This window comes from Methylorubrum extorquens (assembly GCF_024169925.1).
GTDB lineage: Bacteria > Pseudomonadota > Alphaproteobacteria > Rhizobiales > Beijerinckiaceae > Methylobacterium > Methylobacterium extorquens_A.
In genome coordinates this window covers 2,329,273-2,348,953 of record NZ_JALJXF010000001.1, presented here as the reverse complement: position 1 = coordinate 2,348,953, position 19,681 = coordinate 2,329,273, and the positions used below count along the sequence as shown (strand labels likewise).

15 protein-coding genes are annotated in these 19,681 nt (G+C 64.1%); 10 read left to right on the top strand and 5 right to left on the bottom strand.

Features of this window, described 5'->3' with window-relative positions; genetic code table 11:
* Nucleotides 1-8 precede the first annotated feature (8 nt).
* A complete protein-coding gene (locus J2W78_RS10940) occupies nt 9-1,793 on the bottom strand; it encodes an outer membrane beta-barrel protein (RefSeq protein WP_253370526.1) in 1,785 nt (594 codons plus the stop codon).
* Between the two features lie 261 nt (nt 1,794-2,054).
* On the opposite strand from J2W78_RS10940, the gene J2W78_RS10935 reads away from it, so the two are divergent.
* The 3 genes from J2W78_RS10935 to J2W78_RS10925 all read left to right on the top strand — a co-directional run bounded on the left by J2W78_RS10935 (nt 2,055) and on the right by J2W78_RS10925 (nt 7,249).
* On the top strand, nt 2,055-3,077 hold the full coding sequence (locus J2W78_RS10935) for a KpsF/GutQ family sugar-phosphate isomerase (protein WP_253370524.1): 1,023 nt from the start codon (nt 2,055-2,057) through the stop codon (nt 3,075-3,077).
* A 1,128-nt stretch (nt 3,078-4,205) separates the two neighbouring features.
* The gene (locus J2W78_RS10930; protein WP_253370522.1) at nt 4,206-5,135 is read left to right on the top strand and encodes a HamA C-terminal domain-containing protein; all 930 of its coding nucleotides are present in this window, start codon (nt 4,206-4,208) and stop codon (nt 5,133-5,135) included.
* Nucleotides 5,132-7,249: a DEAD/DEAH box helicase gene (locus tag J2W78_RS10925; protein ID WP_253370520.1), complete on the top strand. Its 2,118-nt coding sequence runs from the start codon at nt 5,132-5,134 to the stop codon at nt 7,247-7,249. The genes J2W78_RS10930 and J2W78_RS10925 overlap by 4 nt, the downstream gene beginning before the upstream one ends.
* 91 nt (nt 7,250-7,340) lie before the next feature.
* Here the strand turns inward: J2W78_RS10925 and J2W78_RS24850 are convergent, their stop codons facing one another.
* Complete coding sequence (locus tag J2W78_RS24850) at nt 7,341-7,691, bottom strand: DMT family transporter (protein ID WP_253370518.1); 351 nt, start codon at nt 7,689-7,691, stop codon at nt 7,341-7,343.
* Between the two features lie 461 nt (nt 7,692-8,152).
* Here J2W78_RS24850 and J2W78_RS10915 point away from each other — a divergent pair, with 461 nt between their 5' ends.
* From J2W78_RS10915 to J2W78_RS10895, 5 genes are all read left to right on the top strand, one after another.
* The gene (locus J2W78_RS10915; RefSeq protein ID WP_253370516.1) at nt 8,153-8,917 is read left to right on the top strand and encodes an enoyl-CoA hydratase-related protein; all 765 of its coding nucleotides are present in this window, start codon (nt 8,153-8,155) and stop codon (nt 8,915-8,917) included.
* 2 nt (nt 8,918-8,919) lie between these two features.
* Entirely contained in the window at nt 8,920-9,768 is an 849-nt protein-coding gene (locus J2W78_RS10910; RefSeq protein WP_253374018.1) for an SDR family NAD(P)-dependent oxidoreductase, read from the top strand.
* Nucleotides 9,765-10,619 (top strand): SDR family oxidoreductase, encoded by an 855-nt coding sequence (locus tag J2W78_RS10905; protein WP_253370514.1) that lies wholly within the window; start codon nt 9,765-9,767, stop codon nt 10,617-10,619. Before J2W78_RS10910 ends, J2W78_RS10905 begins: the two co-directional genes overlap by 4 nt.
* A 25-nt stretch (nt 10,620-10,644) precedes the next feature.
* Nucleotides 10,645-11,649 carry a magnesium transporter CorA family protein gene (locus J2W78_RS10900; protein WP_253370512.1) on the top strand — a complete coding sequence of 335 codons (1,005 nt, stop codon included), beginning with the start codon at nt 10,645-10,647 and terminating at the stop codon, nt 11,647-11,649.
* 211 nt (nt 11,650-11,860) lie between these two features.
* Nucleotides 11,861-12,406 carry a YciE/YciF ferroxidase family protein gene (locus tag J2W78_RS10895; protein WP_253370510.1) on the top strand — a complete coding sequence of 182 codons (546 nt, stop codon included), beginning with the start codon at nt 11,861-11,863 and terminating at the stop codon, nt 12,404-12,406.
* A 152-nt stretch (nt 12,407-12,558) separates the two neighbouring features.
* On the opposite strand, the gene J2W78_RS10890 is transcribed toward J2W78_RS10895, so the two are convergent.
* Nucleotides 12,559-12,840, bottom strand: a complete 282-nt coding sequence (locus J2W78_RS10890; protein WP_253370508.1) for a hypothetical protein — start codon at nt 12,838-12,840, stop codon at nt 12,559-12,561.
* Between the two features lie 1,031 nt (nt 12,841-13,871).
* On the opposite strand from J2W78_RS10890, the gene J2W78_RS10885 reads away from it, so the two are divergent.
* Nucleotides 13,872-15,542, top strand: coding sequence for a methyl-accepting chemotaxis protein (locus tag J2W78_RS10885; protein ID WP_253370506.1), 1,671 nt, complete (start codon nt 13,872-13,874; stop codon nt 15,540-15,542).
* Nucleotides 15,543-15,928: 386 nt separating this feature from the next.
* On the opposite strand, the gene J2W78_RS10880 is transcribed toward J2W78_RS10885, so the two are convergent.
* Nucleotides 15,929-17,134: an FAD-dependent monooxygenase gene (locus J2W78_RS10880; RefSeq protein ID WP_253370504.1), complete on the bottom strand. Its 1,206-nt coding sequence runs from the start codon at nt 17,132-17,134 to the stop codon at nt 15,929-15,931.
* A gap of 741 nt (nt 17,135-17,875) precedes the next feature.
* Entirely contained in the window at nt 17,876-18,796 is a 921-nt protein-coding gene (locus tag J2W78_RS10875; protein WP_253370503.1) for an oxidoreductase, read from the bottom strand.
* 124 nt (nt 18,797-18,920) lie between these two features.
* Here J2W78_RS10875 and J2W78_RS10870 point away from each other — a divergent pair, with 124 nt between their 5' ends.
* Entirely contained in the window at nt 18,921-19,505 is a 585-nt protein-coding gene (locus J2W78_RS10870) for a fasciclin domain-containing protein (protein ID WP_253370501.1), read from the top strand.
* Nucleotides 19,506-19,681: the final 176 nt, after the last annotated feature.

Here is a 19,681-nt window from a genome sequence, read left to right as displayed (position 1 = left end):
CACTCTCCTCAAGGGTTCACGCGCACCCCGAGCAGCACCGTGTGCGCCTCGTAGGTCGAGAGCGGGATGGTGCTGGCCAGCGTCGAGTAGATGTAGCTGCCGCGGAACGCGAGCCAGCGGTTGAAGCGGTAGTCGAGCCGGGCGGTGGCGGAATACCCCCGCTCGCGGATGCGCACGCCGTCGTAGTTGGTCGAGAGGTAGGCGCCGCCCAGCGTGATTGAGAGGTTGCGCAAGAGGTCGTGCTGCACTTCGAGGGTGGCGGCGTCGGTGAAGGCGCCGCTGGAGCCCGGCACCGCGGTCTCGATCACCCCGGTCTGCTGGTTGAACCGCACCGTGGTGAGCGGCGAGACCGACCAGACGAGCGCCGCGTTGATGACCGGCGCGTTGATGTCCTGCAGCGTGCGGTCGACGTAGGAGCGGTGCTGCAGACCGCCCGAGATCTCCGCCGTCAGCGTGCTGTTGAGCGCCACCGTCGCGCCCGCGGTGAAGGCGATGCCGTCGGAATCGCGGCGCAGGCCGAACTGATCCACCGGCGTGTCGTAGACACGGGTGTCGAGGAAAGTCTCGACGAAGGGCGTGATCGCGGGCGAGATCTCGTATCCGGCGCGCAGGCGCAGGCCGTACTGGTTGGCGTCGCGGTCGCTCTGGATGATCGTGGTGCCGTTGCCGAGCTGCGCATCCTCGAAGACCGAGCGGTCGATCGAGCCGCGCAGCGAGAGTTGCAGCCGGTTGAAGTTCTCCTGCACGCCCGCGGTCGCGCCGTAGCTGGCAAAGAGCGGCCGGCTCGTTGCCCCGCCCGCGCCGAGATCCGGGCTGCCGAGGCGCTGGCTGTCGAGCAGGAAGCGGGTCTCGAGATCGACGCGGGTGTCGCGGTCGACGTCGATGCGCATCCGCGCGGTGCCCACCGCGTTGGGGCGGCTCGCTTCCGGGTTCTGCGGATATTCGAGGTAGCTGCCGCGCATCTCGGCGGTCAGTTCGGAGGCCGACCACTCGCTGCGCAGCGCCAGCTCCGCCTCGCTGCGGAGCGTGAGGGAGGGTCGCAGGCGGGTGCCGCCGATCTGGTCCGGGTTCGAATCGTAGCCGATGCTCTGCGTGAAGGCCGGCAGCAGCGTGAAGGTGCCGAGCCGGATGCCGAGCGGCGCGTAGGCGGTGTCGGCGGGGATCGGCTGGCGCAGCGCCGTGCCGAGCAGGAGCCCGGTGGCGTTCGGCAGGCCGAGCCCGAGGATCGGCGTCGGCAGCGGCACGCCGGAGACCGGTGTCTGGATGACGGGCGAGAGGCGCAGATCCGTGATCGTCTGCTGCGTGCGCGTCTGGGTGATCTGGCGGACCGCCGAGCCGAGCCGGCGCGGGGGCGCCGCGCGCAGGCGCAAGAGAGAGGGCCGGGCCGGGGTGCCCCGCGTCGCGGCGGAGCCGGGGAGGCTCGTCGCGCTGCGGAAGCGCGGCAGGCGGGCCACCGTCGGCTCCTCGCTCTCGGAGGCGGCGGAGGGCGCTTGATTCGTGGTCGTGCCGCTGCCGAGCGGGGCGGGGGACGAGAAGGCGCCGGCGCCGCGCAAAGCCGTCGGCGCGTCGAAGCCGGAGCGGCGCGGGCGGCCCGCGGTCGCCGGTTCGGAGGCGGTGCGCGCCAGCGGGTTCGACGCCGCGCTCGGGGCAGGCTCGGCCTGCGACGGGTCGGGCGTCTCCTGCGCCAGGGCAGGGGCGCCGGGAACGGCCCCGAGCAGGGCGGGGAGCAGCGCCAGAGCGAGCGCCCCGCGGCGCCCCCCGTGCTTGTCCCCGTTCGGCCGCTCGCGTGACACCGGCAGGCTCTTTCCCTGGATACGGCCGGCGGCCCGTGGACGGGGCGGCGTTCCGTGTCCGGCCGGCGCCCCATGGTTAACGGGGCTACACCGGGCATGGTTAACGTGCCGTTGCGGGGCGCCGCGGGCCCTGTCCCGCTGTGGCCAGCCCCCTTCGCAGCCCCCTTCGCAGCCCCCTTGCGGCCACAGTCGCGGGTGAAGAGGGCGCGCAAGGAATCGCGAGAGCCCGGCGCCGGGCTTCGAGACGGAAACGACAGCGTCATGGCCCTGGCACAGCGGATCGAGGACCGGAACCGGACGGACGGGGCGGCGCGCCCGCCCGCCATCGCCTCGGCCCTGCGCACCATCGAGACCGAGCGCGAGGGCCTGGCCTGCCTGATGGCGGCGATCGACAACGGCCTCGGCGCGCCGTTCGCGCAGGCCGTCGAGCGCATCGGCGCGGCCCGCGGCCGGGTGATCTGCACCGGCATGGGCAAGTCCGGCCACGTCGCCCGCAAGATCGCGGCGACCTTCGCCTCCACCGGCACCCCGGCGCTCTACGTCCACCCGGCCGAGGCGAGCCACGGCGATCTCGGCATGATCCAGCCCGACGACGTGGTGCTGGCGCTGTCGTGGTCGGGCGAGACCACGGAACTGGCCGACATCATCGGCTACACACGGCGCTACCGCGTCGGCCTCGTGGCGATCACCTCCAACGCCGCCTCGACGCTGGGGCGCGAGGCCGACACCTGCCTCGCGCTTCCGAAGGCCAAGGAGGCCTGCCCGAACGGGCTCGCGCCGACCACCTCGACGGCGATGCAGCTCGCGCTCGGCGACGCGCTCGCCGTGGCGCTGCTGGAGGCCCGCGGCTTCTCCGCCCGCGACTTCTCCGTGTTCCATCCCGGCGGCCGGCTCGGTGCCTCGCTGCGGCAGGTGCGCGAGGTCATGCATGGCGGGGCGCACCTCCCCGTGGTCGCCATCGGCACCGCGATGCGGGCCGCCGTGGCCGAGATCGACGCCAAGGGGTTCGGCTCGGTCCTCGTGGTCGATGCCGACGGCGCGCTCGCCGGCATCCTCACCGACGGCGACGTGCGCCGCGCCGTCTTCTCCCGCGAGGGGCTGGACCGCCTGCCGGTCGAGGCGGTGATGACGAAGAACCCCCGCACGATCACCCCCGAGACCCTGCTCGCCAAGGCGCTGCAGATCCAGGAGGCGATGAAGATCACCGCCCTCGTGGTGGTGGACCAGGGCCGCCCCGTCGGCCTCGTGCACTACCACGACCTGCTGCGCACCGGCGTGGCCTGATCCGGTTTCCGCTCGATCCAAGCGGGGACCGGATCAGCCAGCCCGCGCGGCGCCTGAGGAGGGTACCCCATCGCGCGAGCGTGATGGGATCCCGCCGAAGCCCAAATCCGCCATCCCGAAGGGATCAAACGGATTGGGCATGAGACGCCGCGCTCGGCACCGTCGGCCCACCCACGCCCTCACGGGTCGAAGCGCACCCGCACAACACGTGTCCCCCCGCGGCCTCGAGGCCCGGAGGACGGCTGGCCGATCGGCCGGCGGGGTACGCATCGGTCACAAACCCCGAGGGGGACGCGGGACGCCGCGAAACCTCCGGATGATTGTTTGAGACTTTGCCGGTTTCCCGGCGTCCCGCGGAGGGGCCGCTTCCTTATCACGAGAAGCCGTCCCTCCGTTTTGGCGTCACGGTCTCTCCACCGGCATCGACCCCGGATCTAGGCGCTGTGGACCCCTCGGCCCGCCTCCCCGCGAGGGGAGAGGGTACCTCGGCAGACGGCTATGGGCGGACTCGTCCGCACCGGACCTCGTATTGGGCCCGGCTCCGGTTGTTCCTGGGCGCCAACCCGAGACCGGCCTATGGCCCCATCCCGAGACGGCGTTGTGTCGCGCACAGCGCCCGAGGCGATGGCGACCGGGCCACCGACGCGGGAACCGCCCCACCTCCCATCGAGCCTCGCCGGCCGGTCACCGGAAAAGCTCCCCCGGTTGGTCCGGGAGGCGAGTGGCAGGGGTTGTAGGATTTTTTGTCTAATCTGTCAAGGTCGTTCCTTCTATGTTCTCGCTAAAAGCGGACAGGTCAGTATATTAAAATAAAAAGCAACATATTTTGAAAAAGGCCAGACACTAAATTAAATAAAACACATAAATTAAGAATATAAATCTGCAATATACACCAAAAATTAAACGTTTATATTACCGACAATTCGCGCAAAACCACAATTAAAGGTCAAAATACGCTCGATTTTTGCATCGATCTCTGCAATTTGATCGTATAAGCTTGCAAATTTTGATTCTGGCAGATTCCATCTGACCACTCGTTGCAGAACGCGCCGCCCAGTGTAAGCTAAACGCCCGCACGCAAAGCGCAGCAATATATCATTTGATACAAAAATAGCGATCTTTATCCCTATGGCCAGCGTCGCATTCGACACATTTATTGATGAATCACTAGCAAAAATCACGACGATCTCTCAGCTTCAGAGTCTTTTGAACAAGCGCATACTAAGCCTTGCAAACGACTTCGAAGACGGAGAGTGGAGATATAAAAGATTCCAAAATTATCTTTGGGACAACATCGCTCAAACAGCTTTATCAGAACGAGAGAGAGCGGCCCTGCACGATCAAAGCCATACAAGCCTAGTAGCAGCGGCTCGAAATCTACGGCTTACAGATAAAGACGAAATTGGGCAAGGCAGCGAAATTGCGGAAGTATTCCTTTATGGACTGATGAAAAATCATTACAACGCGCTTCCAGTAGTTCCAAAAATTTTCTATAAACAAAATAATCAAGATAACGCAAAAGGCGCAGATAGTGTACATATTGTCCTCAATGCAACCCGAACCGATTTCACGCTATGGTTCGGAGAGGCTAAATTCTACAAATCGATAGCAGATGCCCGCCTGGATGCCGTCGTGCAGTCTGTATATACAAGCCTCGGTACCGACAAGTTAAAAAAGGAAAATTCTATAATAACCAACGTCTCCGACATTGACTATATAGACATACCCCCAGTTCTTCGCGGAAAAATCAAAGATGCCCTCAGCAACCAGGTATCAATAGATAAGATAAAACCAAGGATTCATGTTCCAATATTAATAATACATCAATGCACGGAGACGGCCGCCTGTTCCGATCTTTCTCCATCCTATAAAAAAGCGATAGTCGCCCAGCATATAGAAAGAGCAGGCTCATACTTTGAGAAACAAGTAACAAAGTCGTCCACTCTATATCTGTATGACAAAATAAATTTTCACATGATTTTATTCCCCGTGCCAAACAAAAAATTCATCGTCGACACTTTTCTCAATGCCGTTGAATTCTACAAAGGAGCGGCATGATGGACGTTTTCGCTACTTGCTCTGAAATAAACGACTTGATTAATGCAAAAAATGATCTCGCGGCACGAAGCATGCTCATCAAATTATTGGACTACGTTGTCAAAGAAAAAGAGCCTTACCCACAAGTGCTGAACCAACTAATCAGATCGACCGGCCTTTTTCCGTATCTACAACTTGAGACAGCAACCTGGGATCAGAAGTTCGTCCACAAAGCATTTGCTGTCGATGTTGGAGATAGATTGGCAACTCTTCACCGTGAGCAATCATCTGTTCTATCAAAATTGCTTGATGGGAACAGCATTGCAGTAAGTGCACCTACAAGTTTTGGCAAAAGCTTCATTATTGATGCTTTTATCGCAGCAAAACGTCCATCAACTGTTGTTATCATAGTTCCAACAATTGCATTAATGGACGAGACACGTCGTCGTCTTTATAAAAAATTTTCGCATGATTATAACATAATCACCTCGCCGGATGCCACTTTATCAAATCGTAATATTTTTATATTCCCTCAGGAACGAGCATTTGGATACGCGGATCGGCTATCAAAAATCGATCTCCTCGTCATAGACGAGTTTTACAAGGCAAGCATAACGCATGACAAGGAGCGGGCGCCGTCTCTCATCAAAGCAATTATGAAACTGTCTCGAATTGCCAAACAAAGATACTACCTTGCCCCAAATGTAAAGAAAATGGCTGATAATATTTTTACGAATGGAATGGAATTTATTGAATTACTTGATTTCAATACGGTTTTTCTTGAAAAATACGAACTATACAAATCCATAAAGGGCGATTCATTAAAGAAGGGCGAGGCGCTTATTGGAATAATTTCACCCAGAGCGCAAAAGACTCTCATTTATGCAGGCACATATTCGGAAATAAATACGATATCCGGCATTGCTATCAAACATATGACCAAGGTCGACAGACCGCACACAAGACATTTTGCTCACTGGTTGCGCGTTAACTATCAGCAAAACTGGTCGGTAGCTGAACTCGCAGAGCGAGGGATCGGTGTCCACAATGGGCGAATGCATCGCTGCTTAAGTCAACTTCAGGTGCACCTTTTTGAGCTTGAAAAAGGTTTCGATACTATAGTATCGACCTCATCAATTATTGAAGGCGTGAATACATGCGCCCAGAATGTTGTAGTTTGGAAAAGCAAAATTGGCCAGAACAATCTTAAGGATTTCACATACAAGAACATAATTGGGCGCGGTGGCCGTATGTTCAAGCATTTTGTTGGCCATATCTACCTTTTAGATGCACCTCCGGCGGAGGAGGAAACACAGCTTGAAATTTCACTCCCAGATAAAATTTTGGGTAGCCTTGACGAAACTCAAGATAGAGCAAGCCTAACAGACAAACAAGTCGAACGTGTTATCGAATACAAAAATCAAATGTCAAACATAATTGGGTCTGACAATTTTTCAAAATTGAAAAACAGTAATACACTGCAGGATAGCGACTCCGACTTTCTTCTGAAGTTAGCAAAAAATATGAAGGCTAATCCCCAAGATTGGCGCGGTTTTGGCTACCTTAATTCAAATAATCCGGATGACTGGAATAATATGTTGTACCAAGTAGTCCAACTCAAAGCGTCTGGCTGGGATACTACATACACGAATATTGTCCTAGTAACAAAGGCACTGTCATATAACTGGGACCGCGCCATTCCTCACATCCTTGCAAATTTATCCACGCACGGCATTGATATAGAGAAATTTTTCCAGATTGAGCGGAAAATTACCTTCAAATTAGCGGCTCTCCTTAGTGATGTTAATGAATTGCATAAAATAATCGTCAGCCCATCCGTCGATGTTGGCGGTTTTATTGGAAAACTAAGTCATGCCTTTCTTCCTTCTACTGTTTACCACCTCGAAGAGTACGGTTTACCGAGAATGATATCGAGGAAGATACATCTGTCTGGGATAATAAATCTTTCCGATAGTCGGCTCGAATTTCGCGATGTTCTAGATAAATTCAGAGCCGTAGGGTTAGGCAACTTGCTTGAAATTGAAGATTTCAGCCGATTCGACAAATACGTCGTCAAATTTTTCTTCGACGGCATAAGTGCCAATGCTCGGCTCGCAACCAAGATAGAAACATAGTTGTATCTATCAACAATATTAAACCGCACGACAACCACCGCAGCATAAAGTTAGTGGTTTCAATTTAATAATCAAAATACTCGGCAGCATTTTATCGACGCCCTGCAACAAATCCAATGCTAATTACCATCAATACCGCCCCGGCAATACAAAAAGCGCTCGCCCGGTGCAATCGAAACCCGATCCAGCCAAAGTGGTCGAGCACGAGTGAGGTGAGCACCCCCACCGTCACGATGATCCACAAAAAGGTCGCCGCGCCGATGGCGGGGGAGGCGTCGAGCTGGGCCAGGATCAGCAGAACACGCAAAAAACCGCCGAGCCACGCCCACCCCGGCACCTGCCCGAGTTGCGGGCCGGTGGGCATTGCGAGTTTGCCCAGGGCGAGGCCGCCCGCGGGCAGGGCGGCGGTGCTGAGCAGCCGGGTCAGGAGGGCCGCCGTCACCGGCAGGCCGAGCGACTTCGACAGCGGCCGCGTTCGGTCCCGGCGGGATCGCGTCGGCGAGACCGGCGCGGATCGTGAGCGCGGGGAGGGACCCCATCGCCCGCCATCCGATGCGCGGACCGCCTCAGTTTCGCGGGGGCGACACCGGGCCCGCCCGCTTCGCACCCCCCAAAAATACCGCGCCGATGGCCCCTCGACAAAGCGTCGCCGCAGGGAGAAGGGTGGGGCGGGGGCCGAAGGCTTTTCGGGACATGCCCGCCGCGCGGTCAAACGCCCGAGCGGCCCGTGCGGGAGACCGGGCGTTTCGTGAGGCACGCGGCGTCCCCCAAAGAAGCGCTCTTTCGACGAAGCGGCGGCCGGTTCGGCGAGAGACAGCGCGGTGACACAAAGACCGGGAGAGGCCGACCCGAGGCCATCGGGTCGGAGGCGGCTCTCGGGATCGACGCGGGGGGCGAGGGCGGATGAGCGAAGCCATCACCATCGAGGACGTGTCCGGCGGCGTCCGCCTGATCCGCTGGAACCGCCCGGCCAAGAAGAACGCGCTGACCGGGGCGATGTACGACGCCGCCACCGCGGCGCTCATGGGCGCCGACGACGCGTCCCAGAAGATCGGGGCGGTGGTGTTTGCCGGGGGGCCCGGCGCCTTCACCGCCGGCAACGATCTGGCCGATTTCTTCGCCGCCGGCACGGCGCCGCGCGATTCGTTTTCCGAGATGCCGGCCCTGCGCTTCATCCGGCAGCTCGCCCGCACCCGCACGCCGCTGGTCGCGGCGGTGGACGGGCTCGCCATCGGCGTCGGCACGACGCTGACCCTGCATTGCGACCTCGTCTATGTCGGGCCGCAGGCGCGCTTCCGCATGCCGTTCGTGGAACTCGGCGTGGTGCCGGAGGCCGCCGCCAGCCACCTGCTGCCGCGCCGGATCGGGCTCGCCCGCGCCTCGGCGCTGCTGCTGCTCGGCGAGCCGTTCGACGGCGCGGCCGCCGTGGCGCTCGGGCTCGCCAACGCCGAACTGCCCTCCGAGGCGCTGGAGGCGCACGCGCTGGCCCAAGCCGCGCGGCTGGCCGCCCTGCCGCGCCGGGCGGTGCAGGCGACCCGCGCGCTGATGCGCGGCGATCAGGGGCAGGTCGAGGCGGCGATCGAGGCCGAGGCGGAGGCGTTCGAGGCGGGCCTGCGCGATCCGGAGACGCAAGGGAGGCTCGCCCGCTTCCTCTCCGGCAAGGCGTGAGCGTGCCGCCGGATCTGCGGGGAAAGGTCTGCCTCGTGGCCGGGGCCTCGCGCGGGGTCGGGCGCGGGCTCGCCCGCGGGTTGGGGGAGGCGGGTGCCACGGTGATCGTCACCGCGCGCTCCTCCGAGACCGGGCGGCGCACCGAGACCCGCCCGGAAGCGATCCAGGACACCGCCCGCGAAGTCGATGCGGCGGGCGGGGAGGGGCACCATTACCTGTGCGACCACACGAGCGAGCGGGCGGTGGACGAACTCGTGCACTGGTGCTTGCGCCGGTTCGGGCGGATCGATGTCGCGGCCGCAAGCGTCTGGGGCGGCAACGAGGGCTATGACGGCGCGCGCTACCCCGACGGCGCCGCCTGGGGCACGCCGTTCTGGCGCCGCTCGGCCGAGCCGTTCTCGCACTTTCTGGGGACGGGGCCGTATCCGGGGCTGCTGCTGGCCCGCGCCGTGGCGCCGGCCATGGTCGCGGCGCGTGCCGGGCTGATCGCCTTCGTCTCGTTCGGCACCGAGACCTATCTCGGCGACATCTACTACGACATGGCCAAGGCGGCGACGAACCGGCTCGCCTTCGCCTGCGCCGCCGAGCTGCGCCCCCACGGCGTCTGCGCGCTCGGCCTCTCGCCGGGCTTCGTCGCCACCGAGCGGGTGCGCGATCTGGGGCAGGAGGCGCTCGCCACCGAGAGCCCGCTCTATGCCGGCCGGGCGCTCGCGGCGCTCGCCGCCGACCCGTCGGTGCTGGACCGGGCGGGGCGGACGGTCCATGTCGGGGATCTCGCCCGCGCCTACGGCTTCACCGATGCCGACGGCCGCCAGCCGGAGCGCTTCCGGATCGCAGAGGACGACGCATGAGCCTGGCCGGAAAGACGCTGTTCATCACCGGCGCCTCGCGGGGCATCGGGCTTGCCATCGGCCTGCGCGCCGCCCGCGACGGCGCCAACGTGGCGATCGCCGCCAAGACCGCGCAGGCGCATCCGAAGCTGGAGGGCACGATCTTCACGGCGGCCGAAGCCATCGAGCGGGCCGGGGGGCGGGCGCTGCCGCTGACGGTGGATGTGCGCGACGAGGCGGCGGTGAAGGACGCCCTCGACCAGACCGCGCAGAAATTCGGCGGGATCGACATCGTGGTCAACAACGCGAGCGCGATCTCGCTGTCGAACACGCCGAAGACCGAGATGAAGCGCTTCGACCTGATGCATCAGATCAACACGCGCGGCACCTACATGGTCAGCAAGTACGCGATTCCCCATCTGGAGCGGGCGGAGAACCCGCACATCCTGATGCTGTCGCCGCCGCTCGACATGGCGGAGCGGTGGTTCGCGCCGCATCTGGCCTACTCGATGGCCAAGTTCGGCATGTCGCTCTGCGTGCTGGGGCTCGCCGGGGAACTCCGGGGCCGGGGCATCGCCGTCAACGCCCTGTGGCCGCGCACCACCATCGCCACGGCGGCCGTGCAGAACCTGCTCGGCGGCGACGCGCTGATGCAGGCGAGCCGCCGGCCCGAGATCGTGGCGGATGCCGCGCACGCGGTGTTCCTGCGGGAGGCCAAGGGTTTTACCGGGCACTTCCTCATCGACGACACGGTTCTCGCCGAGGAAGGCGTCACGGACTTTTCAAAATACCGCGTCACAGCAGGCGTCCCGCTTGCGCCCGACTTCTTCGTGCCGGACACAAGCGTCGCCCCGCCCGGGGCCCTCGACTGAAGCCTCATCCCACAGGTCACATCCGTTGATCTTCACCCACAAGCCCGTCGCGGGCGGCTCCCAGACGGTGCTGGAGCGCCGCTACCTCGAACTGCAGGAGCCGATCTCCGAGGACACGGTCTGGCTCGACCTCGTGCGCCCGACGCGGGAGGAGGAGGTGAAGGTCGAATCCTTCCTCGGCATCACCGTGCCGAGCCGCGAGGAGATGAAGGACATCGAGCCTTCCGAGCTGCTCTACGTCGAGGCCGGCGCCCGCTACATGACGGGGCGCGTGCTCTCCCGCGTCAGCGATTCCGAGGAGCCGGGCCTGGCCGGCATCACCTTCATCCTGCGCGACAACCGGCTCATCACCGTGCGCTACGAGGAGCCGCAGGCGTTCCGGATGTACACCCAGCGCGCCGGCCGGGCGACCGGCAACGGGCCGTCGCGCTCGGTCTCGGGCGAGTCGATCCTGGCCGGGCTGATCGAGGCGGTGATCGACCGCGCGGCGGACGTGCTCCAGCTCCAGGGCGAGCGCATCGACCGCCTGTCGCGAAAGATCTTCGAGGACAAGGGCGACCCGTCCTCGCGCAACAACGCGCTGCAGGACACGCTGCGCTCGCTCGGGCGCTACGGCGACCTGATCTCGAAGCAGCGCGAGAGCCTCGTCTCGATGGAGCGCATCCTGCTCTCGCTCTCGGCGACCTACCGCACGGCGAAAGCGCCCCGCGAGCTGCGCGAGGACGTGCGCTCCACCCTGCGCGACCTGCAATCGCTGGAAGAGCACGCGACCTTCATCTCGGCCAAGATCCAGTTCCTGCTCGACGCGACGCTCGGCCTCGTGAACCTGGAGCAGAACAACATCATCAAGCTGTTCTCGGTCATGGCGGTGGTGTTCATGCCCCCCACCCTGATCGCCTCGATCTACGGCATGAACTTCAAGACCATGCCGGAACTCGACTGGCATTTCGGCTACCCCGCCGCCGTCGGCATGATGGTGGTGGCCGCCGTGCTGCCTTACGTGTTCTTCCGCTGGAAGAAGTGGCTGTAGCCCGCGCCGAGCCCTGTGCCGGGGCATGGGGCCCGGCCTTCGGACGAATCCCGGAAACCCCGTCGCCACCGGCCGCGGTTCCCGGAATTTAACGGCCTCCCCCCAAGAGAATTTTCGGACCCTGTCGCCTGAACTCACGTTCTTAAGGTGTCGGCCGACGGTGAGATCACTCCCCCGGCCCCCTCGTTCAGAAATCGGGAGACGAAACCTCATGGCCACCAAGCCAAAGACCTTGCATGATGCATTCTACGAGACGTTGAAGGACGTCTATTACGCGGAAAAGCAATCGGTGCGTGCGCTGAAGAAGTCGGCCAAGGCGGCCGAACATGACGAACTGCGCCAAGCGTTCGAGACCCATGCCGAGGAAAGCGCCAACCAGGTGGAGCGCCTGCAGCAGGTGTTCGAGATCATCGGCAAGCCGGCCCGGGCCAAGACCTGCGAGGCGATGCAGGGCCTGACCTCCGAGATGGAGGAGGATCTGGAGGATTTCGAGGACAGCCCGGCTGCCGACGCGGTGCTGGCGGCCTGCGCCCAGGCGATGGAGCATTACGAGATCGCCCGCTACGGCACGCTCAAGACCTGGGCGACCCAGCTCGGCTACGCGGACGCCGCCAAGTTGCTCGACGAGACCCTTCAGGAAGAGAAGAAGACCGACGCGCTGCTCTCGCAGATCGCCGAGCGGATCAACACCGAGGGCTCCGAGGAGGAGGCCGAGGCCAGCGAGGCGAAGGGCAAGGGACGCCGCAAGAGCGCCTGACGCCCAGGCGACGGTCACTGCAGAGGAAAGGGCGCCACAAGGCGCCCTTATCCCGTTGAGGAGCCCCGAGAACCGGGCCTCCCGCGCCCGGCCGATACCGGCGCACCAGGGCCGGAACCGAAAGGGGCGCCGAACGGCGCCCCTTTCATGCGTCAGTACCGGTCATTCCGGCCCGAATAGGCCTGCCCGCCGCCATAGCCCGCCCCGCGGGGCTGGACCCGGGAGCCGTAATCGACCTCCCGCCGCGCCCGCCGGTTCGCCAGGGCGCGTCCAGCCAGACAGCCGGCCACGGCACCGACCACGCCGCGCTCGGCCAGATAGTGCCCGGCGACACCGCCGATGATCGCGCCCTTGATGCATCCCTTGGCTTCCGCGGCTCCCGCGCCGAGCCCCGTCATGACCGTCAGCGCCAACGCCGTCGCAAGAATTCGCATGCCGTTCCTCCCAAGTGCTGGCGAGAGAAACAACGGCGGCGCGGATGGCGTTCCGCGCCGGTCTCGGCGATGGCCGGGGAACGAGCGTGCCCATAAAAGCGCGGCGCGGACCGGCCTGTCTCGCCCGGTAGAACGGGGCCGTGGGACGGACCTAGATGCGCCGGCCCGATGCAATCAGGTCGGATGCGGCTTCGGCGCCAGCCGGGCTGACGCGCGACGAAGGGATTTGAGTCGAGCCCATCGAACGGTCTGACCTGATCCAGCGTTAAGGGTCCCCAGGTCTGAGGATCCGAGGATCGAGCGATGTGGAGCTGGCGGATCATGGATCGGGCGCCCCGTGACGGCCGCTGGATCATTGCCATCAACCGACGCGAGCCGGACCGCCGAGCCGTCATTCGCTGGGATCCGGTCAGTTCCGGGGACAACGAGCCCTGGCGGGTCGCTTCGTGCGACTACGGCTACGCGTCGGACGCTTTCACAGACTGGATGCCCTTTCCGCCTTGGCCAGATCAGGGCGAAACAGCAGACGCGAGCCCAAGCGAGACACCGGCGGCGTCGGGCGGTGAGACGTTGCCGACCCGATTGTGAGGCGTCGAAGGTTTGGGTCAAAACCCAGTCAGCTGACCTTGGGAATAGCCGCTCAGGGCGGGGAGCGGGCTTTGGTGCTGCAACCGTAAGCTGACGTTCCGTCTCCGACCCATCAGAGACGCTCAGCCCTCCGTATTGGCACCCCGAAAATGGTCATAGGATCGCATCGCTCAAGACCTTCCCTCCGAACACCCTTGCTGGTCCGAGCGTAGCAAATCGCGGCAAAGATCCAATTTCCGATCAATACGAAATTTTGTCCGTGAAATCGCTCGATCGAGAGCTAGGCAGAAATTTTTCCTCAAAAATGTATTTCAAGCATCCATCCATCGATACCCATTGTCTTGCAAGAATGATCATTGCGCGAATGCGATTGGATGGCGCGCAATTTAACATATTTTACATTTTAATGGGATTAGATCTGGGGACCAACCTGGACGAGTACCATGAACTTCAAGATCAAATACGCTCTCACGAGCTTCATTTCTGTGCTCGTTTTGGCCATCCTGGCCCAAGCGGTCCTTGGACTTGTCCAGCTCCGATCGGTGAACAACAATGCGCTCGACTTGTCGGGCAATTGGATGCCGAGTGTCCGGGAGCTTGGCGAACTCAAGTACAAAATCACCCGCCTGCGCCTCGTCGACGCGCGCTTCGTCACGGCCATCGAGCCTGTCGGCGAGCTCACCAAGGTGTCGGACAAGCGGCTCGACGAGGTCGTCACCAACGCGGCCCGCTACAAACCCCTGATCTCCAGCGAGCAGGAGAAGGCGCTCTGGACCGAGTACGAACAGGCGTGGAATACCTACCTGACCTATCGCACGAAACTGATCGCGGCGGCCCACGCCAAGGATCAAGGTGCCCTGAACGAGCTCTTCACGGCGTCGCGTAAGCCCTTCGAAGGGGCCCTGGATTCGCTCAACCGCGGCACCGCTCTGAACATCGCGGGTGGAGACGACGCCACGGCCAATGCCGATCAGACCTATCAGCGGTCGACCTGGCTGACGACGATTCTCTCCGCCGTCGCGCTCGCTTTCGGTCTCGGCGCGATCCTTTACCTGATTTTCGGCGTGACCCGCCCCATCGACCGCCTCATCCGCCGGATGACGGAACTCGCCGCCGGCGACCTCCAGGCCCCGGTCCCCTACACGGATCGGCCCAATGAGATCGGTGCGATCGCCGTCGCCCTGGAGGCCTCGCGCGACGTGTCGCTCCGGACGAGCCAGCTCGAAGCCGAGACCGCCCAGGCGCGGATGGCCGCCGAGGAACAGCGCAAGGCCGGCATGCGCCAGATGGCGGACGGCTTCGAAGCGGCGGTGGGCGGAATCATCAGACTGGTTTCGTCCTCCGCCACCGAGCTGCAGGCGACCGCCCAGCAGATGACGGCGACCGCCACCGAGACCGCTTCGCAATCCACCACGGTCGCCGCCGCCGCCGAGGAGGCCGCCACCAACGTCAACACCGTCGCGGCGGCCGCCGAGGAGCTCGGGACCTCCGTGCAGGAGATCGGCCGGCAGGTCTCCGGCTCGACCCAGCTCGCTCAGTCCGCGGTGGGCGAGGCCAGCCAGACCGTGCACTTGGTGCAGGCGCTGCAGGCCACCTCGTCCCGCATCGGCGACATGGTGGGCCTGATCTCCAACATCGCCAGCCAGACCAACCTGCTCGCACTCAACGCCACCATCGAGGCGGCGCGTGCCGGCACGGCCGGCCGCGGCTTCGCGGTGGTGGCGACCGAGGTCAAGGCGCTCGCCGAGCAGACCGGCAAGGCGACCGAGGAGATCAGCCGCCAGATCGGCGAGATCCAGGGCGTGACCGGTCAGGCGGTCGCGGCGATCGGCGCCATCGCCACGCGAATCCGCGACATCAATGCGGTCTCGACGTCGATCTCTGCGGCGGTGGAGCAGCAGGGTGCGGCCACGCAGGAGATCGTGCGCAACGTCGCCCAGGCGTCCACAGGCACCAACGAGGTGACCAGCAACATCGCCGGCGTCGCCCAGGCGTCGGAGGAGACCGGGGCGGCGGCGGCCCAGGTTCTGTCGGCGGCCTCCGATCTGTCGCGCCAGTCCGAGCATCTCGGCGCGGAGGTCGCCCGCTTCCTCGCCACCGTGCGGGCGGCCTGATCTCAATCCGCTCGCGCCCGGACCCGCCCGGGCGCCCGATCACCACTCGACCGTCCGCTGAAGCACCGAGGGGTGACGGAAGCGGACGGAAAGTCCAGCTAGAGCATCGTCCCGGATATCGGATCCGGGACGATGCTCTAGCCTATTGTTTTTGCATCATCTTCTTCCGAAAGCTGGCAGCAAGCTTTCGGGATGATGCTCTAGGTTCTTGTTTTGGCGTCGTCTTGTCCGAAAGCCGGTGGTCACCTTTCGGGACGATGCTCTAGCCCGGCCGTCGGCCTGCGCCCGACCGGCCCGGCCTCGGATCGGCCCAGGGGTCGAAAGCGGCCCCTCATACGGCCGAGTTGATTGGGTCTTGACCCCGGCCCGCTCCCGCGCTGACAGCGTCAACGGCGGGGCGTTCCCGGTTCGGCTCCGGAGATGCCGCGGTTGGCTTTCGATCCGAATGGGTGCGCGGATCTGCCGAGACGCGCGAGAGGTGAGGCCGCGTGGCCGGTCAATTTGGTATAGCGCCCCCGTAAATACAGATACGTTCTTGCAGGCATCCGCTTCAGCAGGCGAGAGCGCCTTGCGAGCAGGAGCGTCAAGAAGGTGGGTGCGTTGTAGCGGATGTAGCGTGGGAGGTTCTCGAACCATTCCGCACTCAGGCGCGCATCCCGTTGCACGCGGGCGAGGGCGCGGCGGCGTCGATGGTCGTACGCGTCCAGGGCGCGGGGAAGGCTGTCGTGCTCGCTCAAGGCCGAGGCGAGCGCAGTCGCGTCGTCGATGGCGAGGCGTGTCCCCGAACCGATCGTGAAATGGGTCGTGTGTGCGGCGTCGCCGATCAGCACCACATTGTCCGCGTGCCACGTTCGGTTGGCCAACGTGCGGAAGCTCAACCATGGCAGTCTGTTGCCGTGGCCATCGCGGCTGATCAGTGCGTGGCCGTCGAGATGCTGGGCAAAGAGGCTTTCCAGCACCCGCAGCTCGGCATCCGCGGGCATCGTGCCAAGACCGAGCTCGTTCCACGTCTCGGGCGCGCATTCCACGATGAAGGTACTCATTCCCTCCTTGAAGGAATAGGCGTGAAACCAGACCCATCCGGCGCGGCTCGGAACGAATCCGAAGGTGAAGGACGGGAATCGCTGTGTCGTTGCGAGCCAGATGTACTTGTTGCGGCCGGCTTCGATCTGCGGCCGGAACTGATCCGCGCGATGCCGACGCAGCTGACTCGCGACCCCGTCTGCCGCCACGATGAGGTCGGCGTCGGCGAGCTGACCCAACTCGCTGATCTCGCTTTCGAACCGCACGTCGACGCCGAGCGCGAGCGCCCGCTCGATGAGGATCTGCAGGAGGCGACGACGGCAGATGCCGTAGCCCCCGCCTCTGGAGTGAAGCGGCGGCTGCCCCTCGACGTCGACCACCTGCCCGGACCAGGGCACCGCCTCATCCGCGATCGCCTGTGCGCTGTCCGGATCGTTGGCCCGCAGGGTGGCAAGAAGATCGTCCCAGAAGACGACGCCCCACCCATGTGTCGTTCCCGCCGGGTTTCGCTCGTGAACGACGATCTCATGGTTCGGGTCGCGCCGCTTCATCACGATCGCGAAGTACAATCCGGCAGGCCCCGCACCGACACACGAAATCCGCATCAAGACTCTCCGTTTAGTCCGACGCTTCATGCATCATGACACGAGGTTATTTAGCTCAAGCGCACTCCGACGAAGTGGCGACCGGTTCGTCGAAAGAATGCGCGTTCCATCGAAGACCGAGAGACGTCGGCCTGATGCGGCCCTGGGCCGTGATTTCATGCATAGTTTTGTTACCGCACTCGTAGAACCAGCAAGCTTTCCTGCGCACATCGCAACAAAGGCGGCTTTTGACGGATACAAGAATGCTGACGATCAGCCTGCGCGACGATGCCGCCGTGGCGGCACGACGAAGGCTGACGATGAAAGCTTGAGGCGAACCACCAACGCGCGCAACGTCGATTGCGGAGGGTGGTCGTAACCCCAACGGACTACGCTCGCCTCCAGCCGACCGCCGCACCTGCATTCATTGATCGGTCCTCGCCCCGGGGCCGGGTCGCCAGCGCTGAGTGCGCCGGCTGGTGACGATCCGTGCCTCCACGTCGCGATCGGGTCCGCACGCCCTCGACAAGTCTCGCGAAGCGGCGGTTCAGTCTCCGCCTGCCGAAGCGCCGGTTCCCACCCAGGGCGGGCCCCTCAACGACACTTCCGTGGCGACAGGCGGCCCGCAAGGAGCAGCAGGAGCGCGGCCGTTCCGGCCAGTTCGGGCGCCAAGACGGGCGCCGCCTGCATCAGGCGAGACGAGCGGGCGCAAGCCCGACGCGGCCCTCACGGCGGGAACCGCACCCCCGTCAGCGTCTCCGAGACCGCCCAGAGCCGCCCGGCCGCCGCGCGGTCGAGGGCGTGGGCGGCGATCGCGGCGGGCTTCGGGTGGCCGCGGGCCTCCCAGATGCCGTCCGGCCCGTAATAGCCCCCGCGCTCCGCCTCCGGCGCGGTGGCCGCGTAGAGGATCGGCAGGGCGCCCTGCGCCGCCGGCTGGCCGATCAGCGAGAAGATGATCCGCCCCGCCGCCTGCTGGACCGCGCCGGCCCGGTCGCCCCGGCGGAACACCTCGGTGAGGGCGAGCCCCGGATGCGCCGCGAGCGAGGCGATGCCCGATCCCGCCGCCTTCAGACGCCGGTCGAGTTCGAGGGCGAACATCAGCAGCGCGAGCTTGCTCTGCCGGTAGGCGCGTTGCGCCCCGTAGGTCTCGCGCCAGTGCAGGTCGTCGAACCGGATGCGTCCACTGCGATGGGCGAGGCTCGCCACCGACACCACCCGCGCCGCCGGGCTCAGGGCCGGCCGCAGCAGCCCGGTCAGCGCGAAATGCCCGAGATAGTTCGTGGCGAGCTGCCGCTCGAACCCGTCCACGCTGGCCTCGCGCCGGGGCACTGCGGCGATGCCGGCATTGAGCACGAGCCGGTCGATCGCCCACTCCGCCGGCCATTCCGCCGCAAAGGCGCGCACGGAGGCGAGCGAGGCGGTGTCGATGAGGCGCAGCGACAGCGCGGCGCCGGGATGCGCCCGCCGGATCGCGGCCGCGGCGCGCTCCCCCTTCTCGAGATCGCGCACCGCCAGCACCACCGCAGCCCCCGCCCCGGCCAGCGCCCGCGCCGTCTCGAACCCGAGCCCGGCGCTCGCGCCCGTCACCACGGCGCAGCGGCCGGCCTGCGAAGGGATGTCGGCGACGGTCCAGGGCTGTCTCGCCATCGGGCTGCGGTTCTCACGCTTCGGTTCGAAAAAAATTCGATCGCGCGAAACCGATCACGCGCGGGCTCCGTAATGGGCGGCGTGATCCCCGGAAGAAGACGGGGCACGGGCACAGGAGGAAACCATGTTCCGTATCCGCAATTCGGTTGCCAAATCGCTGACCAAGTCGCTGACCCTGGGCGCTGCGCTCGCCCTCGGCCTCGCCGCCGCGCCGACGGCGGCGCTCGCCAAGAACCCGATGGTCGGCGGCGCGCCGATGTACGCCTCGAAGACCATCGTCGAGAACGCGGTGAACTCGAAGGACCACACCACGCTGGTGGCGGCGGTGAAGGCGGCGGGCCTCGTCGACACGCTCTCCGGCCCCGGCCCCTTCACCGTCTTCGCGCCAACCAACGCCGCCTTCGCCAAGCTGCCGCCGGGCACGGTCGAGACCCTGGTGCAGCCGCAGAACAAGGCGACGCTGACGGGGATCCTGACCTACCACGTCGTGCCGGGCACCTACACGGCCAAGGATCTGGTGGCGCTGGCCAAGCAGGGCGGCGGCGAAGCCAGCCTGAAGACCGTCCAGGGCGAGCCGCTCACGGTGCAGGCGCGGGGCAAGAAGGTGTTCGTGACGGACGCCAAGGGCAACACCGCCACCGTCACCGTCGCCAACGTGATGCAGTCGAACGGGGTGATCCACGTCATCAACGGCGTGCTTCAGCCCTGATCCTTCGCTGAGATGCGCTGACACGCGAAGCCTCGGCCCGTCTGGGCCGGGGCTTTTTCGTTCGACCCTGATCGACGCACGGCGCCGCGCCGGCTCCGCCGGTTGGCATCCGCGTCCCCTGCAAAGTACCACTTCTGGAAACGATGGGTTTCCATCGTTTCTCATGTTCAAATCCG

What these genes read in the sequence shown, in the direction of transcription:
- J2W78_RS10930 (WP_253370522.1), top strand. Translation starts at nt 4,206, where the DNA reads ATGGCCAGCGTCGCATTCGACACATTTATTGATGAATCACTAGCAAAA.
- J2W78_RS10875 (WP_253370503.1), bottom strand. Translation starts at nt 18,796, where the DNA reads ATGGCGAGACAGCCCTGGACCGTCGCCGACATCCCTTCGCAGGCCGGC.
- J2W78_RS10885 (WP_253370506.1), top strand. Translation starts at nt 13,872, where the DNA reads ATGAACTTCAAGATCAAATACGCTCTCACGAGCTTCATTTCTGTGCTC.
- J2W78_RS10915 (WP_253370516.1), top strand. Translation starts at nt 8,153, where the DNA reads ATGAGCGAAGCCATCACCATCGAGGACGTGTCCGGCGGCGTCCGCCTG.
- J2W78_RS10925 (WP_253370520.1), top strand. Translation starts at nt 5,132, where the DNA reads ATGATGGACGTTTTCGCTACTTGCTCTGAAATAAACGACTTGATTAAT.
- J2W78_RS10935 (WP_253370524.1), top strand. Translation starts at nt 2,055, where the DNA reads ATGGCCCTGGCACAGCGGATCGAGGACCGGAACCGGACGGACGGGGCG.
- J2W78_RS10895 (WP_253370510.1), top strand. Translation starts at nt 11,861, where the DNA reads ATGGCCACCAAGCCAAAGACCTTGCATGATGCATTCTACGAGACGTTG.
- J2W78_RS10870 (WP_253370501.1), top strand. Translation starts at nt 18,921, where the DNA reads ATGTTCCGTATCCGCAATTCGGTTGCCAAATCGCTGACCAAGTCGCTG.
- J2W78_RS10905 (WP_253370514.1), top strand. Translation starts at nt 9,765, where the DNA reads ATGAGCCTGGCCGGAAAGACGCTGTTCATCACCGGCGCCTCGCGGGGC.
- J2W78_RS10890 (WP_253370508.1), bottom strand. Translation starts at nt 12,840, where the DNA reads ATGCGAATTCTTGCGACGGCGTTGGCGCTGACGGTCATGACGGGGCTC.